Raw genomic sequence first — 15,625 nt, 5'->3', positions numbered from 1 at the left:
TTCCCTCAAGCCACCCCAACCGCGCAATCCCGGAGACCCGCCGTCCGGAAACATCCCCGGGCCCGCGGCTGCCTGCCGCTGAAAGCTGCTTCACACCCCGGTTCCCATTTTTCACCCGCCCGGACCCCGCAAACGCAACACGCGTCCCGTTAACACCGCGCCGCCGCCGCTCGGAAGCCCCCGCGGCAACCCGGCACAAGTTCCCACAGCCGCCAGAAACACCGCTCGCTCCACCGCTCCACCGCCCGCCCGGACCCCGCAAACGCAGCACGACGCCTGTTGACACCGCGGCGTCACCGCTCGGAAGTCCCCGCGGCAACCCGGCACAAGTTCCCGCAACAGTCCGTCCCAAGTCCCCGCGGCAATCCGCCCGAATGACCCTCCGCCGCCCGCCCGGACCCCGGGCCTCCATCTTTTTTTTCGCCGCCGCAATCCCGTCTGCACAAGGCCCCAAGCCCCTTTCCGAACACTTTCCGCACCCCGAACGCAGCGCTTTCACCGCCGTTCTGTTGCTTTTCATGGATTATTTTTTTATTTTTGCATCAATTGGAAAATAATGAACTTAAATGCCGAAGTTGTATGACAACAAGGTCGATGTGCTGAAAAAACCCGATTGGCTGAAGATTCGCCTTCACCGCACGGCCCAATACGCCGAAGTGCAGCGCATCGTCCGGGAACATGGACTGCATACGATTTGCAGCAGCGGACTCTGCCCCAACAAGGCCGAGTGCTGGAGCCGTCGTACGGCTACCTTCATGATTCTGGGCGACATCTGCACGCGGGGCTGCCGTTTCTGCGCCACCCGGACCGGACATCCGGCACCGCCCGACCCCTCCGAACCGCAGCAGGTTGCGGAGAGCGTGCGGCTCATGCAGCTGAGGTATGTCGTCGTTACCTCCGTCACACGGGACGACCTGCCTGACGGCGGAGCCCAACACTGGGCCCGCACCGTCGAGGCCATCCGCAAGGAGGTGCCCGGCGCCGCAATTGAGCTCCTTATTCCCGATTTGGATGCGCAGGCCGAACATCTGGCCACCATCGTCGCATCCGGGCCCGACATCATCGGGCACAACATCGAAACCGTCGAACGACTTACTCCCGTCGTACGCTCGCGGGCCCGTTACCGTACGAGCCTCGAAACGTTGCGCATCCTTGCCCGGCAGGGGGCCACGACCAAGAGCGGACTGATGGTAGGACTTGGCGAGAGCGATGGTGAAGTATTGCAGACCCTGCGCGATTTGCGCGATGTGGGTGTGAAGATTGTAACGCTTGGTCAGTACCTTCGACCGACGCTGGAGCATTACCCCGTAGCGGCGTACGTAACTCCCCAAAAATTCGAATGGTACAGACTTCAAGCGCTGGAGATGGGATTCAGCTACTGCGCGAGCGCGCCGTTGGTGCGGTCGTCGTATCTGGCTGAGGAGGCACTCCGCAGTGTGAAAAGTTTGTAGCGATGAGACTCCGTTTGCGCGACCTCGGGTCGATGGACTACGGCCGCTGCTGGGACCTCCAGCGGCAGTTCTTCGACGCCCTGCTCGCAGCAAAGGGTGCAGCCCGCAGCGCCGCGGCAGCCGAAGAGGCCAAAGCCGCCGGAGGGCAGCACGCCACAGCAGCAGAACAGGCCAAAGCCGCAGAAGGGCAGCATGCCGGGGCCGCAGAAGAGGCCGGAGCGGAATCGCTGGCCGGAACTGCCGCAACAATGCCGCAGGCCGGGGCCGCCAAAGCAGTCGAGGCTGACGCAGAGGATGTCGGCACGCTGCTGCTGGTCGAGCATCCGCCGGTCTATACGCTGGGCAAGAGCGGCCATGCCGAGAACCTGCTCGTCGGGCGCGAAATGCTCGAGCGGCTCGGGGCGCAGTTCTACCACATCGACCGCGGAGGCGACATCACCTTCCACGGTCCGGGGCAGCTGGTCGTCTATCCGATTCTCGACCTCGAGCGGCTGGGCATCGGGCTGCGCGCCTACATCGAGGCGCTCGAGGAGTGCGTCATCCGCGTGGCGGCGCACTACGGCCTCCGCACGGGTCGCATCGCCGGCGCTTCGGGCGTCTGGCTCGGAGCCGGCACCGACTACGGAGCCGCCCCGGCAGCCGCAACCGCAACGGAGGACGCAGCAACAACAACCGAAGGCGCAGCGACCGCAACGGAGGACGCAGCAACCGCAACGGAGGACGCAGCAACCGCAAAAGAGGACGCAGCGGAGGGAGCCGCCCGGTGCATCGGCACGGCGGCCGACGGCCCGACGCGCAAGCTCTGCGCAATAGGAGTGCGCTCGTCCCGTTATATAACCATGCACGGCTTCGCGCTCAACGTATCGACCGACCTGAGGTGGTTCGAGCGCATCAATCCGTGCGGATTCCGCGACCGGGGCGCCACGTCGCTCGAGCGCGAAACCGGCCGCACGATTGCGATGGAGGAGGTCAAAGCCCTCGTCGCGAAGAGCTTAAGTGAGATATTGAATGTTGAAATATATAAATAACAGAACGTATGCCCATGGAAAAACGATGGGTAGTGAAACCGCAGGGAGACCCCGCGACGGTAGCGATGCTCGCATCGGCGCTGAAGCTCTCTCCCGTGCTGGCGAATCTACTCGTACAGAGAGGCATAGACACACTTGAGAAGGCTGAGAAGTTCTTCAAACCGAGCCTGGCCGACCTCCATGACCCCTTCCTGATGAAGGACATGGACAAGGCGGTCGCGCGCGTCGAGCAGGCCGTCCGCAACCATGAGAAAATCATGGTCTACGGCGACTACGACGTCGACGGCTGCACGGCCGTGGCGCTGGTCTACAAGTTCCTCCGCCACATCGGACACAAGAACCTGACGTTCTACATTCCCGACCGGTATACCGAAGGCTACGGCATATCCATCAAGGGAATCGACCATGCGGCCCGCAAGGGCGTAGGACTCATCATCGCGTTGGACTGTGGCATCAAAGCCACGGAAAAAGTAGTCTATGCGAAGCAGAAAGGCGTGGATTTCATCATCTGCGACCACCATCTCCCGGCCGACGAAATACCGCAGGCCGTGGCTGTACTGGACCCCAAGCGGGTCGACTGCACCTACCCCTTCGACGAGCTGTCGGGCTGCGGGGTGGGCTTCAAGCTGGTTCAGGCCTATGCCCAGAAGAACCACATGCCCTTCGAGCAGATTCGTCCGCTGATGGACCTGCTGGTGGTGAGCATCGCCTCGGACATCGTGCCGCTGGTGGGGGAGAACCGCATTCTGGCCCACTACGGGCTCATCAACCTCAACCGCGAACCGTCGAAGGGGCTGCTCTCGATTATCAAAATCTGCGGCCTGGACAAGCACAACATCACCATCGACGACATCGTCTTCAAAATCGGGCCGCGCATCAACGCCGCCGGGCGCATGCGCATGGACGAGAACGACGAGAACGCCTCGCCCTCGGGGGGCCATGCCGCCGTCGAGCTGCTCATCGAGGGCAACGAGCGGGTGGCCCAGGAGTTCGGCAACGTCATCGACGCCTACAACCAGGACCGCAAGTCGATTGACCGCTCGGTGACGCAGGAGGCGCACGACTACATCGAGCGCAACCCCGAGCTCAAGGCGCGCAAGAGCACCGTCATCTACAACCCCAAGTGGATGAAGGGCATCGTGGGCATCGTCGCCTCGCGGCTGATTGAGACCTACTACCGCCCGACGGTGGTGCTGACGATGAGCAACGGCTTCGTGACGGGTTCGGCCCGTTCGGTGCCGGGCTTCGACCTCTACCAGGCGGTCGAGTCGTGCTCGGACCTGTTGGAGAACTTCGGCGGCCACACCTACGCCGCGGGGCTCACGATGAAGCCCGAGAATGTCGAGGAGTTCACGCGGCGGTTCAACGCCTTCGTCGAGGAGAACATCGACCCGCAGATGCTCGTCCCCCAGGTGGACATCGACAGCGAGCTGCTCTTCTCGGACATCACGCCGGCGTTCCGTGCGGCGCTCAACCGCTTCCAGCCTTTCGGACCGGGCAACACGGCGCCGGTCTTCGTCACCTACGGGGTCATCAACCACGGCGAGGTGAAGCTGGTGGGGATGGACTGCGAGCACCTGCGCATGGACCTCATGCAGCGGCAGAAGCCCAACACGACGATGCAAACCATCGCCTTCCAGCAGCCGACGCACTACGAGTGGTGCCGTTCGGGACGTCCCATCGACGTCTGCTACCAGATTGTCGAGAACCACTACCGGGGCAACGTCACCACGCAGCTGCGCATCAAGGACATCAAGCCGGTGCTCAACCGATAGGGGAGAGCGCCGCCGGAGCCTCCGACAGAAGCGGACAAAACGGGAGCCGACCTCATGTTGAGGTCGGCTCCCGTTTTCGATAGATGCCGCCCGGGCGTACCGGCAGGGGAGTATCCCGCAGCCGCCCGGACACGCCGCCGGGTTGCGGCTGCAAAGCAGGGGCAACCATTTCAGCTACCGCGCAACGCAGCGCCGCCCCGGTCTTCCGGCAGCTCCTCAACGCAGCGTCCCCGGGCCGCCCCGGCCACCCCGGCCGCTCCGGCTCAGAGGCGGATGATGCGCTTGCTGTCGTCGGCCTCGGGCAGCGGCGCCGGCACGAAGTCCGAATAGCCGATGGCCAGCGCGCAGAGCGGTTCGCACCCCTCGGGAATGGGGAGGAACGTCCGCAGATAGTCGGCCGCCGACTCCCCCTGAGGCTCCGCCTTGAGGCGGGGACGTCCGTCGATGTGGACCCAGCACGAGGCGAGCCCCTCGTCGACGCAGGCCAGGTGGAGCACCGTCGCCGAGATGGCGGCATTGATGCGCCACAGGTCGCTGCAGGCCGTGTCGCCCAGCACGACGATGGCCAGCGGCGCCCCCTTCATGAAGGCCGAGCCGTAGTCGCGCATCGAGGCCATGCGGGCCACCACCTCGGGGTCGTCGACCACGAGCAGCCGCGTCGAGCGCGAATTGCGCGACGAGGGGGCTCCGAGGGTCTCGGCAAGCAGCCGGTCGACCACCTCGGAGGGCACGGCCGTGGGCGCGAACTTGCGCACGCTGCGGCGTTTTTCGAGCAAAGTCTTGAATTCCATGGTATCTGTTCTCTTTTACAGGTTCGTTCACACAAAAGTAGCGATTTTTTCCGTATATTTGGACATTGTACGTGCGCCCTGCGTCCCTCCGGGGTCCCGACGCCCGGGCCGGCACTGGAAAAGCCCGGGCCGGCACTGGAAAAGCCCGTAAAGAGAACCGGAGGAGCCCGGAAGGAGCCACCCGGCGCCCGCACCCAAAACACATGCAGCCATGGAACAGACAAGCATCACCATTGCCCTGATTTACGATTTCGACGGCACGCTCTCGCCCGGCAACATGCAAGAGTATGACTTCATTCCGGCCGTGGGCAAGAGCAACAAGGAGTTCTGGTCGGAGGCCAACTCGCTGGCCGAGGAGCAGGATGCCGACATGGTGCTCACCTACATGGCCCGCATGATTCAGGAGGCGAAGTCCAAGGGGCTCTCGCTGCGCCGCGAGGCCTTCCAGGAGTCGGGGCGGCGCGTCTCGCTCTATCCGGGCGTGCGCGACTGGTTCGGCCGCATCAACCGCTACGGCGAGCGGCACGGCGTGCGCATCCTCCACTACATCAACTCCTCGGGGCTCAAGGAGATTATCGAGGGGACGGAAATCGCCCACGAGTTCCGCAAAATCTACGCCTGCTCGTTCCTCTACGACGTCGACGGCATCGCCTACTGGCCCGCCGTGGCGGTCAACTATACCAACAAGACGCAGTTCATCTTCAAAATCAACAAGGGGGTCGAGTCGGTCTTCGACTCGAAGCTGGTCAACCGCTACATCCCCGAGAACGAGCGTCCGGTCCCCTTCAAGCGGATGATATACGTGGGCGACGGCACCACCGACATCCCCTGCATGCGGCTGGTCAAGAGCTCGGGGGGCCACTCCATCGCGGTCTACAACCCCGAGCAGAAGGGAGCTCGGCGCGAGCTGGGCTCGCTCATCCACGACAACCGCGTGAGCCACGTCTGCCCGGCCGACTATACGGAGGGGTCGGAGATGGACATTCTGGTGAAGACCATCATCGACAAGATTGTGGTGGACCACCGCCTCGAGCAGCTCGAAGTGGTCAAGTAAGCTATGAAGAGCCCCACACCCGACATATCCACCGCCGCCCAGGAAACGGAACCGACACCGGCCCCGGCCGCCAAATCCGCCGCCCAGGAACCGACCCCGACCATCCGACCGTCCGCCCCGGCCCTGTCCGCCCGGGAAACAGCCCCGGCCGCAAACACCTCGGCACCGAGCGTTAAATCCGCCGCCCCGGCTACCCGGGAGACAGCCCCGGCTGCAAATGCCCAGGCCAGCGCTTCCGCTCCGGCCAACTCCCCGGTCCCGGCGGCGCCTTCGGACCCGGCAGCGCCCTCCAACCCCGCAGCTCCCGCAGCGCCCCCAGCTCCGGCAACCCCCGCAACGCCCGACACACCCCTCTTCCGCTCCGACCTCTCGCTCGGCAGGCTCCGGCTGCGGCTGGCCGCACGCTGGCTCCGCAGCGTGGGGTGGTTCCTCCCGGTGGTGCTCCTCTTCGCGGCGGGCATCGCCGCCCTCTTCTTCGCCGTGGCCGCCGCACACCCCCTCTGGGCCGCCCTCATCGCCGCCGCCCTTGTGGTGCGCTTCCAGCTCACGCGCCGCGACACGCTGCTGATGAACCTCCTGCTGCGCCGCCCGCGCCTCGGGGCGTGGTACGACTGCCACCTGCTGCTGCTGCCCGCCTCGCTGCTGCTCCTCGCCGCCGGCCACCCCTGGCACGCCCTGGTTCTCCAGGCCGCCGCACCGACGGCCGCCCTGCTTCCCCGCCGCGGCGCCGCCCTGCGCCACCGCAGCCTGCTGCGCATCGGCTGGCTCGGCTGGTCGCCCGAGTGGTGCGCCACGCTGCGCCGCCACCGCATCGCCACGCTCCTGCTGGCCCTCGGGGCGCTCCTTCTGGCCGCCGTCCCCTACTGGAGCTTCATCTACCTGGGCTTCACGGCACTGGCCGCCGTCGAGTGCTACACCCGCAACGAACCCCTCGCCCTGCTGCTCCTCCCCGAGCTGGAGAGCGGCCGCCTGCTGGCCCGCAAGGTTTTCGAGGCGCTGCGCAACTACCTCCTCGCCACGGCCCCCTTCGCCCTCGCCGCCGCACTCCTGCACCCCCGCGCAGCCTGGGTCGCAGCCCTCTGGCTCGCCTTCTCGACGCTCGTGCTGCTCTACGCCGTGCTGGCCAAATACGCCCTCTACGACCCCGACGAGCCGCGCCCCGTCGCCTCGACGGTCATGCTCTTCGGCCTCATCGGCTTCCTGCTGCCGCCGCTGCTGCCCGTCTCGCTCGTGCTGCTTGTCCGCTACGGCCTGCGCGCCGAGCGCAACCTCAACCGTTACCTCCATGATTACAGTCGATAACCTCACCGTACGCCTCGGCGGACGCGACATCCTCCGCGGCCTCAACATGCACCTCACCCAGGGTGCCATCCACGGCATCGCCGGCATCAACGGCGCCGGCAAGACCACGCTGCTGCGCACCCTCTACGGGCTGCTGCGCCCCGCGTCGGGCTCCGTGAGCCGCAACGGCCGCCCGCTCAACCGCCGCGAAATGGTGCTGCTCGAGACCGAGGTGCCCCTCTACGAGGGGATGACCGGCCGCGACCTGCTGGAGCTGACGGCCCACTACCACCCCTCGTCGGACCCCGAGCCCTACATCCGCCTCTTCGCCCTGCCGGCCGACGAGCCCGTCGAACGGTTGTCGACCGGCATGAAGCGCAAGCTGGCCCTCGCCTCGGTGCTCATGCAGCGCAAGGAGGTGGTGCTGCTCGACGAACCCTTCAACGGGCTCGACATGGAGAGCCTCTACGCCGCCCGGCAGCTGCTCGCGCGGCGCCGCGCCGAGGGGGCCACGCTTCTGGTCACCTCCCACCTGATGGAGCCGCTCGCGGAGCTCTGCGACGACCTCTACGTCCTCGACGGGGCGACGGTCGCCGCCCGCTACGACCGTGCGGAGTTCCCGCGCGCCATGCGCGAGCTGGAGTACATCTTCCGCCGCCGCTACGAGGCCGAATTTGCCGAAAAATAGTTACCTTTGTACCCCGAACCACTGACAGCGATGAAAATACTCTTTGCAACCAACAATGCCCACAAGCTCAAGGAGGTGCAGGCCGTCCTGGGCCCCACGTTCGAGCTTGTGACGCCGCACGGCTGCGGCGTTGACGAGGAGATTCCCGAGGAGCAGCCGACGCTCGAGGGCAATGCCTCGCAGAAGGCCCACTACCTCCACGCACGCACGGGCCTCGACTGCTTTGCCGACGACACGGGGCTCGAGGTCGAGGCGCTGGGGGGCGCCCCGGGGGTCCACTCGGCGCGCTACGCCACCGACGGCCACGACTTCGCGGCCAACAACCGCCTGCTGCTCCGCAACCTCGAGGGGCAGACGAACCGCCGGGCGCGCTTCCGCACGGTCATCTCGCTGCTCCTCGGCGGCGAGGAGCACCTCTTCGAGGGGGTGGTCCAGGGGCGCATCATCGACCACGAGCAGGGGAGCGAGGGGTTCGGCTACGACCCGCTCTTCATCCCCGACGGCTACGACCGCACCTTCGCCCAGATGACCACCGAGCAGAAGAACGCCGTCTCGCACCGCGCCCGCGCGGTCCGCAAACTGGCCGACTACTTGCATTCCATCGAAAAATAGGGTATCTTAGCGCCCCCTTCGCGCCCCTGAGGCGCGGCGGCGGGGGCACACGCACGTACGTAAGTAAGTACGTAAGAGAGAAGAAGACATGGAAGAGAAACGGTATCTGAAGCAGGAGCGCTACGACGCCGAACGGCTCGAGCAGCTCAAACACCACTATGCCGAGATTCTGCGCCTGCTGGGCGAGGACCCGGCGCGCGAAGGACTCGTCAAGACCCCCGAACGGGTGGCCAAGGCGATGTCGTTCCTCACGCAGGGCTACGAGGCCGACCCGCTGGAGATTATCCGTTCGGCCACCTTCCGCGAGGAGTACAAGCAGATGGTGCTGGTCAAGGATATCGAGCTCTATTCGCTCTGCGAGCACCACATGCTCCCCTTCTACGGCCGCGCGCACGTGGCCTACATCCCCAACGGCTACATCACGGGGCTCTCGAAGATTGCCCGCGTGGTGGAGTGCTTTGCGCGGCGGCTGCAGGTCCAGGAGCGGCTGACGGTGCAGATACGCGACTGCATCCAGGAGGCGCTCCACCCGATGGGGGTTGCGGTGGTCATCGAGGCGAGCCACATGTGCATGCAGATGCGGGGGGTCGAGAAGCAGGGCTCGGCGACGACGACCTCGGCCTTCACGGGCATCTTCCTTTCGGACCACCGCACGCGCGAGGAGTTCATGACCCTTATCTCGCACCGCTACAGATAGCGGGGGGGCAGAAAGGCAGCGGAGGCGGAGGCGGCAGGACGACCAAGAGCCGAGGCGGCGAGGACCGCAGTTCGGCGGCCCGGACGGCGGCAGAACGGCGGCAGAACGACCGGGGCGGCCCGGTTTATCCGCAGATTCCTTATCATAAAAAAATCCGGAGAGCGACATGCGCCCTCCGGATTTTTTTGCTTCCAGCCGCCGCTTCCATCGCCCATCTTCCATCCTTTTCCCGCCCGTCTGCTGCTTTCCCCGCCGCACACCGGCACACCGGCACGTCCCTCCGCTTTCCCGCCTTTGTTCCCGCCGCAGCGCCCCGCTCCGCCCCTCTTTTTCCGCCCGCAGCCGGCACCTTCCGCTCCGCCCTTTCCCCGCCGAAAAGTTCCCGCAACGCACCGCAGCACCCCGCACCGCCGGCACGAAAAAACCTTTTTGCGGCAGATTCGGTCCGCCGACGCGCTCCCCGCTCGAGTGGAACAGTATTTGAACCCCCGGCATCGACAGCCAACAAACCATAAAAATCAAAATGTCATGAGCGTTCGAATTTTCCGAATCCTTGCGGTTGCTCTCCTGGGCATTGCAGCCGCTTCGTGTCAGAAGGAGCCCTCCGCATCGGGGCTCAACAACGACAACCTGGTCTACACGGCCTACGACGAGGGGACCGACTTCGCCTCCTTCGACACCTACTTCATCCCCGACAGCATCCTGCTCATCGGCAACACCGACAAGGCCGAATACTGGAAGGATGCCGACGCACAGCAGCTCATCGCCACGGTGGTCGACAACCTCGACGCACGCAACTACACGCGCGTGGAGGACAAGGCCGCGGCACAGCTGGGCCTCCAGCTGAGCTACGTGAGCCGCGTGACCTACTACGTGGGCTACAACTACCCCTACTGGTGGGGCTATTACCCCTACTACTGGGGCCCGGGCTACTGGGGCGACTGGCTGGGGTGGTACTACCCCTATCCGGTGCTCTACGGCTACCGGACCGGCTCGCTGCTGGTCGAGATGGTCAACCTCGAGGGCGACGCCGACGCGGGCAGCAAGCAGCTCCCCGTCGTCTGGGACTGCTTCCTGGGCGGGCTGCTCACCGCGGACGACGAGCTCAACCTGCAGCGCACCGTCGACGGCCTGAACCAGGCCTTCGTACAATCCCCCTATCTGGCACAATAACCATCTAAAAAACGCATGAGACCATGAAAACCATAAAACTCCTGCTGCTCGCAACCGGGCTCTTCGTACTGACGCTGCCGGGCAAGGCGCAGCTCTTCCCCAACACCTACATGAACATCGACTGGCAAAGCAACTTCCCCGTGGGCAGCGGCCTCTTCGCCGACAAGGCCTCGGGGTGGGGCATGAACTTCGAGGGCGGCTACTACTTCTGCCCGCGCATGGCCGTGGGTCTGTTCATCAACTACCAGACCAACCTGCAGTCCATCCCGCGCCAGACCATCTACCCGACGGGCAACTCGGCGCTGACGGCCGCCCAGAAGCACGCGCTCTTCCAGCTGCCCTTCGGCGTTGCGAGCCGCTACGTCTTCCTGCCCGAGAGCGTCCTCCAGCCCTACGTGGGCACGAAAATCGGCGCCTGCTACGCCGAGATGTCCTCCTACTACTACACGGTCAAGCAGTACTCCGATTCGTGGGGCTTCTACTTCTCGCCCGAGGTGGGCGTGAGCATCTTCCCGCGCCCGGACTACCGGCTGGGCTTCCACGTGGCGGCCTTCTACAGCATCGCGACCAACTCGAGCGAGGTGCTGGGCTACACGCTTGACAACATCGGCGGCTTCGGCCTGCGCGTCGGCATCTCGTTCTGAGGCGCTCCCTGCGCGGCGACCCCGATACACTCGGAAGGAGGGCAAACACGGAAGACTGCCCCCGCCGGAGCCTCGGCCGGCCAGACAAAAACCCCGTCTGCTAGAGAAGCAGACGGGGTTTTTCAGGATATACAGGTGCAGCCTCTTTCGCTTCACCCTCGTCGTCAGTGCGCCTCGAGCCAGTTCTTACCCACGCCGCACTCGACCACCAGCCGCACGCGCAGCCGCGCGGCCGACTCCATCGCCTCGGTGACGATGCGCGTGACGCGCTCCTGCTCCTCGCGCAGCAGGTCGACCACCAGTTCGTCGTGCACCTGCAGAATCACCTTCGAGCGGATGCCCTCGGCCGCAAAGCGGCGGCTCACCTCAATCATCGCAATCTTCATGATGTCGGCCGCCGAACCCTGAATCGGGGCGTTGACGGCGTTGCGCTCGGCCAGACCGCGCGCCACGGCGTTGCGCGAATTGATGTCGTTCAGATAGCGCCGCCGGCCGAAAATCGTCGATACGAAGCCGTCGCGGCGCGCCTGCCCGACCACCCGCTCCATGTAGGCCTTCACCCCGGGATAGGTGGCGAAATAGCCCTCGATAAGCTCCCGTGCCTCCTTGCGCGGAATCTCGAGCCGCTGGCTCAGCCCGAAGGCCGAAATGCCGTAGATGATGCCGAAATTGGCCGTCTTGGCCCGCCGCCGCTCCTCGGGGGTCACCTCGTCGAGCTCCTTGTGGAAGAGGCGCGCGGCCGTGGCGGCGTGGATGTCCTCGCCGTGCTCGAAGGCGGCGATGAGCGACTCGTCGCCCGAGAGGTGGGCCATCAGCCGCAGCTCGACCTGGCTGTAGTCGGCCGAGAGCAGCAGGTGGTCGTCGTCCGAGGGGATGAAGGCGCGGCGGATGCGGCGCCCCAGCTCGTCGCGCACGGGAATGTTCTGCAGGTTGGGATTCGTCGACGAGAGGCGCCCGGTGGCCGTCACCGCCTGGTTGAACGACGTATGGATGCGCCCCGTGCGGGGGTTGACCAGCTGCGGGAGCGCCTCGACGTAGGTCGACAGCAGCTTCTTCACGCCGCGGTACTCGAGCACGGCGGCGACAATGCGGTACTTGCCGGCAAAGCCCTGCAGATACTCCTCGTCGGTGCAGAACTGCTTCGTGCGGGTCATCTTGGGCTTCTCGGCGATGCGCAGCTTGCCGAAGAGCACCTCGCCCAGCTGGCGCGTCGAGTTGATGTTGAGCGCCGGCTCTTCGGCCAGCGTGCGAATCTCCTGCTCGAGGGTTGCGAGCCGTTCGCGCAGCTCGACGGCGTAGTCGGCCAGCGCCGCGGTGTCGATGCGCACGCCGGCCGTCTCGATGTCGGCCAGCACGGCAATCATCGGCTCCTCGATTTCGGCATAGAGGTGCTGCAGCCCCTCGCGCACCACCTCGGGCCAGAGGCGCTGCTTGAGCTGCAGCGTGATGTCGGCATCCTCGGCGGCATACTCCGCCACGCGCGTGACGGCCACCTGGTCCATCGTCAGCTGACGGGCCCCGCGGCCGATGAGCGTCTCGATTTCGATGGGGCGGTAGTTGAGGTAGCGCTCCGCCAGGGCGTTCATGTTGTGGCGCGATTCGGGGTCGAGCAGGTAGTGGAGAATCATCGTATCGTAGAGGCGGCCGCGGAGGGCGACGCCCAGCCGCCGCAGCACCATGAGGTCGAACTTGATGTTCTGGCCGATTTTGGCAATCTGCTCCGACTCGAAGAGGGGGCGGATGATGGCGGCATACTCCGCCTCCACCCCGGGCGTGAAGGGGACGTACCAGGCGCGGTGGGGCTCGACGGCGAGCGAGAGGCCGACGATGCGGTCGTTGAAGAGGTCGAGGCCCGTGGTCTCGGTGTCGAAGCAGAACTCCGTCGCGCCGAGCAGCTTCTCGACCACCCCGCGCAGCGCCTCCGCACTCTCGACGAGCTGATATTCGTGGGGCGTCGTCAGCGCCGTGGCCATGGGTTCGGCCTCCGCCGCGCCATCTGCCTCCGCACTCCCGGCGGCCGCTCCGGCATCGGCATCCGTTCCCTCGGCAGCGGGGGAGAGCGCTCCGGCCGCAGAGTCAGTTCCGGCAGGGGAGGAGGCTCCGGCCATTCCGGCACCCGCTCCTGCTGCAACACCGGCGGCTGTTCCGGCGGCACCGACCGTTTGGGCGCTCCCTGCACCTGCGGCTCCTGCCGCAGTACCTGCACCCGTATCCGCACCCGCGGCCGGAGCGGCGAAGAGGTCGCCCTGACCCGCCAGCGCGGCCTTGCGGGCGGCGGCCGACTTGGCGCGCGCCACCTCGGCCAGCTGCGTCTGCGCCTCCTGACGGGGGGCGTCCGACAGAGGCTCGGCGGGCGAGAGGTTCCGCAAATCGTTCATGAAGGCCCTGAAGTCGAGCTCGGCGAAGAGCGCCCGCAGCTGGTCGACATGGGGCTCGCAGAGGGTCAGCTCCTCGGGGCGGAAGTCGATGGGAACATCCAGCCGGATGGTGGTCAGCCGCTTGGCCAGCAGCAGGTTGTCGCGCCACGAGGCGATGCGTTCGCCCTGTTTTCCGGCGATGTGGTCGACGTTGCGCAGGATGTTCTCCACGTCGCCCCACGCCTGCACCAGTTTGCAGGCCCCCTTCTCGCCGATGCCCGGCACGCCGGGGATGTTGTCCGAGGCGTCGCCCCACAGCGCCAGGATGTCGCGCACGAGCACGGGGTCGTCGATGCCGTACTTGAGGCGAATCGCCTCGCGGTCGACAATCTCGATGCCGTCGGAGCCCTTCTGCTTGTAGATGACGCAGTGGTCGCGCACGAGCTGTCCGTAGTCCTTGTCGGGGGTCACCATGTAGACCTCGTAGCCCGCGTCGACCCCCTTGTGGGCCAGCGTGCCGATGACGTCGTCGGCCTCGAACCCCTCGACCTCGAGCACGGGGATGCACATGGCGTCGAGCACCCGCTTGACGTAGGGGACCGAGAGGAGGATATCCTCGGGCGTCTCTGCGCGGTTGGCCTTGTAGGCGGGGTAGAGCTCGCGGCGGAAACTGCCCCCCTTGGGGTCGAAGGCAACCCCCAGCAGGTCGGGCTGCTCGCGCTTGAGGATGTCGCGCAGGAACTTCACGAATCCGAAGACGACGGAGGTGTTCATTCCGGCGCGGTTGCGCATCGGACGCCCCAGGAAGGCGTAGTAGTATTTGAATATCAATGCGTATGCATCGACCAGAAAGAGCTTTTTCATCGCATTTTCCGATTTAGTTTCATTCGTCGTATCGCGGCGGGCGGCAGGGCGACCGGGCGTCAACTGTCGGCAGCGCAGCGGGCGGGGAGTGGCGGGCGACAGGGCGGCGGACCGACCCTCGACCTTCAACCGTCGGCGCAGCGGGCGGAGAGTGGCGGCGCTTTGGGCGCTTTGGGCGGGGCGGGCGGCTCGGGCGGTTCGCGGAGGTTTGGGCGGGGCAGCGTTTGCGGCGGTTCGGAATGGGGGAGCGGCATACGCGGCACAACGTCCGACACACGCCACCCGGCACCCGATTTCCGGCACGCGGCCCGGTCCGATTTGTCCGAACCCTCAACGGCCCGACACCTCAACGACCCGGCATCCCGTTTTCTCGACCCCGGCGCCCGGCACACGGCACCTCAACCCCTCAACATCCCGGACCTCACCACCTTACCGGCCCCGGCACACGGCACCCGGCGCCTCAGCGGTTGTCCTCGGCGTACCACTCGGCAAAGGAGGTGGCCGTCTCGTGGAGCCGGAGGGCATGGAGCTCCACACCGGCGGGGAGCCGCCGCGCAATGCGGGCGGCAAAGTCGGCGAGCATGTTCTCGCACGTGGGCTGGTAGTCGACCTCGACCAGACGGTGGAACCGCTCGCCGAGCAGCCGGGCGAGCTCCTCGTTGGCCGGCGAGCGGCGCAGCACGAAGGCGTGGTCGAGGCGCGAAACGACCTCCTCGCCCACGATGCGCTTCAAATCGCCGAAATCCATCACCATGCCGCACTTGGGGTGCGACTCATCCGCACAGGGGCGCCCCTTGACCGTCACGAAAAGACGGTACGAATGGCCGTGAATCTCGCGGCAGGCGCCGTCGTATCCCTCGAGGGCGTGCGCCGCCTCGAAGGAGAACTCCTTGGTAAGTCTGATTGTTGCCATAGCGAACAAAGTTACGCATAAAAAACGGAAGGAGAAAAGCCTTCGCCGACTTTTCTCCCTCCCTTATCTGTGGGGCAGTCACACCCCCGGCACCCGCTGCGGAACCCGTTCCGGCTCCTGCTGCCTGCTTCCGCGCTGCGGGGCCTTTCCTGCGCAGCCGCAGCCGCTGTCATCGCGCAGCACCCGGGCCGCCGCCACGCAGCCGCCGCTGTCACCGTGCAGCACCCGGGCCGCCTGCACGGCCGTCGCTTCGGGGCCACTGCCGCGGGGACCCTTCCCGGGCCACCTCTGCGCCGC

General features: G+C 65.9%; 13 protein-coding genes. 10 read left to right on the top strand and 3 right to left on the bottom strand.

The genetic code is table 11. From position 1 onward, the window contains the following. The first annotated feature begins 566 nt into the window (after nucleotides 1-566). The 3 genes from lipA to recJ all read left to right on the top strand — a co-directional run bounded on the left by lipA (nucleotide 567) and on the right by recJ (nucleotide 4,254). Complete coding sequence (gene lipA, locus B5F90_RS06300; protein WP_087361953.1) at nucleotides 567-1,451, top strand: lipoyl synthase; 885 nt, start codon at nucleotides 567-569, stop codon at nucleotides 1,449-1,451. A 2-nt stretch (nucleotides 1,452-1,453) separates the two neighbouring features. Next, a complete protein-coding gene (lipB, locus tag B5F90_RS11140; protein ID WP_239307756.1) occupies nucleotides 1,454-2,479 on the top strand; it encodes a lipoyl(octanoyl) transferase LipB in 1,026 nt (341 codons plus the stop codon). Between the two features lie 65 nt (nucleotides 2,480-2,544). Continuing rightward, nucleotides 2,545-4,254, top strand: a complete 1,710-nt coding sequence (gene recJ / locus B5F90_RS06285; RefSeq protein ID WP_087361952.1) for a single-stranded-DNA-specific exonuclease RecJ — start codon at nucleotides 2,545-2,547, stop codon at nucleotides 4,252-4,254. Nucleotides 4,255-4,517: 263 nt separating this feature from the next. On the opposite strand, the gene B5F90_RS06280 is transcribed toward recJ, so the two are convergent. After that, complete coding sequence (locus tag B5F90_RS06280; protein ID WP_087361951.1) at nucleotides 4,518-5,045, bottom strand: nitroreductase family protein; 528 nt, start codon at nucleotides 5,043-5,045, stop codon at nucleotides 4,518-4,520. Nucleotides 5,046-5,256: 211 nt separating this feature from the next. Here B5F90_RS06280 and B5F90_RS06275 point away from each other — a divergent pair, with 211 nt between their 5' ends. The 7 genes from B5F90_RS06275 to B5F90_RS06245 all read left to right on the top strand — a co-directional run bounded on the left by B5F90_RS06275 (nucleotide 5,257) and on the right by B5F90_RS06245 (nucleotide 11,194). Next, complete coding sequence (locus B5F90_RS06275; protein ID WP_087361950.1) at nucleotides 5,257-6,099, top strand: HAD family hydrolase; 843 nt, start codon at nucleotides 5,257-5,259, stop codon at nucleotides 6,097-6,099. A 417-nt stretch (nucleotides 6,100-6,516) separates the two neighbouring features. Then, the gene (locus tag B5F90_RS11135) at nucleotides 6,517-7,401 is read left to right on the top strand and encodes a hypothetical protein (protein ID WP_234025749.1); all 885 of its coding nucleotides are present in this window, start codon (nucleotides 6,517-6,519) and stop codon (nucleotides 7,399-7,401) included. Beyond that, complete coding sequence (locus B5F90_RS06265) at nucleotides 7,385-8,068, top strand: ATP-binding cassette domain-containing protein (RefSeq protein ID WP_087361949.1); 684 nt, start codon at nucleotides 7,385-7,387, stop codon at nucleotides 8,066-8,068. Before B5F90_RS11135 ends, B5F90_RS06265 begins: the two co-directional genes overlap by 17 nt. Before the next feature lie 30 nt (nucleotides 8,069-8,098). After that, nucleotides 8,099-8,680 (top strand): RdgB/HAM1 family non-canonical purine NTP pyrophosphatase, encoded by a 582-nt coding sequence (gene rdgB, locus B5F90_RS06260; RefSeq protein ID WP_087361948.1) that lies wholly within the window; start codon nucleotides 8,099-8,101, stop codon nucleotides 8,678-8,680. Nucleotides 8,681-8,768: 88 nt separating this feature from the next. Continuing rightward, nucleotides 8,769-9,377: a GTP cyclohydrolase I FolE gene (gene folE, locus B5F90_RS06255; RefSeq protein WP_087361947.1), complete on the top strand. Its 609-nt coding sequence runs from the start codon at nucleotides 8,769-8,771 to the stop codon at nucleotides 9,375-9,377. Between the two features lie 528 nt (nucleotides 9,378-9,905). After that, nucleotides 9,906-10,550 (top strand): DUF4136 domain-containing protein, encoded by a 645-nt coding sequence (locus B5F90_RS06250; RefSeq protein ID WP_087361946.1) that lies wholly within the window; start codon nucleotides 9,906-9,908, stop codon nucleotides 10,548-10,550. 23 nt (nucleotides 10,551-10,573) lie between these two features. Continuing rightward, complete coding sequence (locus tag B5F90_RS06245) at nucleotides 10,574-11,194, top strand: outer membrane beta-barrel protein (RefSeq protein WP_087361945.1); 621 nt, start codon at nucleotides 10,574-10,576, stop codon at nucleotides 11,192-11,194. A gap of 164 nt (nucleotides 11,195-11,358) precedes the next feature. On the opposite strand, the gene polA is transcribed toward B5F90_RS06245, so the two are convergent. Beyond that, the gene (polA, locus tag B5F90_RS06240; RefSeq protein ID WP_087361944.1) at nucleotides 11,359-14,415 is read right to left on the bottom strand and encodes a DNA polymerase I; all 3,057 of its coding nucleotides are present in this window, start codon (nucleotides 14,413-14,415) and stop codon (nucleotides 11,359-11,361) included. A 460-nt stretch (nucleotides 14,416-14,875) separates the two neighbouring features. Further along, nucleotides 14,876-15,328, bottom strand: a complete 453-nt coding sequence (locus tag B5F90_RS06235) for a 6-carboxytetrahydropterin synthase (protein WP_087361943.1) — start codon at nucleotides 15,326-15,328, stop codon at nucleotides 14,876-14,878. Nucleotides 15,329-15,625: the final 297 nt, after the last annotated feature.

It is taken from the genome of Alistipes sp. An31A, from assembly GCF_002159425.1.
Taxonomy (GTDB): domain Bacteria; phylum Bacteroidota; class Bacteroidia; order Bacteroidales; family Rikenellaceae; genus Alistipes; species Alistipes excrementigallinarum.
The sequence above is the reverse complement of the archived record's forward strand: the minus strand, read 5'-3'. Positions and strand labels throughout refer to the sequence as shown.

What these genes read in the sequence shown, in the direction of transcription:
- recJ (WP_087361952.1), top strand. Translation starts at nt 2,545, where the DNA reads ATGCTCGCATCGGCGCTGAAGCTCTCTCCCGTGCTGGCGAATCTACTC.
- lipA (WP_087361953.1), top strand. Translation starts at nt 567, where the DNA reads ATGCCGAAGTTGTATGACAACAAGGTCGATGTGCTGAAAAAACCCGAT.
- polA (WP_087361944.1), bottom strand. Translation starts at nt 14,415, where the DNA reads ATGAAAAAGCTCTTTCTGGTCGATGCATACGCATTGATATTCAAATAC.
- B5F90_RS06250 (WP_087361946.1), top strand. Translation starts at nt 9,906, where the DNA reads ATGAGCGTTCGAATTTTCCGAATCCTTGCGGTTGCTCTCCTGGGCATT.
- B5F90_RS06275 (WP_087361950.1), top strand. Translation starts at nt 5,257, where the DNA reads ATGGAACAGACAAGCATCACCATTGCCCTGATTTACGATTTCGACGGC.
- B5F90_RS06265 (WP_087361949.1), top strand. Translation starts at nt 7,385, where the DNA reads ATGATTACAGTCGATAACCTCACCGTACGCCTCGGCGGACGCGACATC.
- rdgB (WP_087361948.1), top strand. Translation starts at nt 8,099, where the DNA reads ATGAAAATACTCTTTGCAACCAACAATGCCCACAAGCTCAAGGAGGTG.
- lipB (WP_239307756.1), top strand. Translation starts at nt 1,454, where the DNA reads ATGAGACTCCGTTTGCGCGACCTCGGGTCGATGGACTACGGCCGCTGC.
- B5F90_RS06245 (WP_087361945.1), top strand. Translation starts at nt 10,574, where the DNA reads ATGAAAACCATAAAACTCCTGCTGCTCGCAACCGGGCTCTTCGTACTG.
- folE (WP_087361947.1), top strand. Translation starts at nt 8,769, where the DNA reads ATGGAAGAGAAACGGTATCTGAAGCAGGAGCGCTACGACGCCGAACGG.
- B5F90_RS06280 (WP_087361951.1), bottom strand. Translation starts at nt 5,045, where the DNA reads ATGGAATTCAAGACTTTGCTCGAAAAACGCCGCAGCGTGCGCAAGTTC.
- B5F90_RS06235 (WP_087361943.1), bottom strand. Translation starts at nt 15,328, where the DNA reads ATGGCAACAATCAGACTTACCAAGGAGTTCTCCTTCGAGGCGGCGCAC.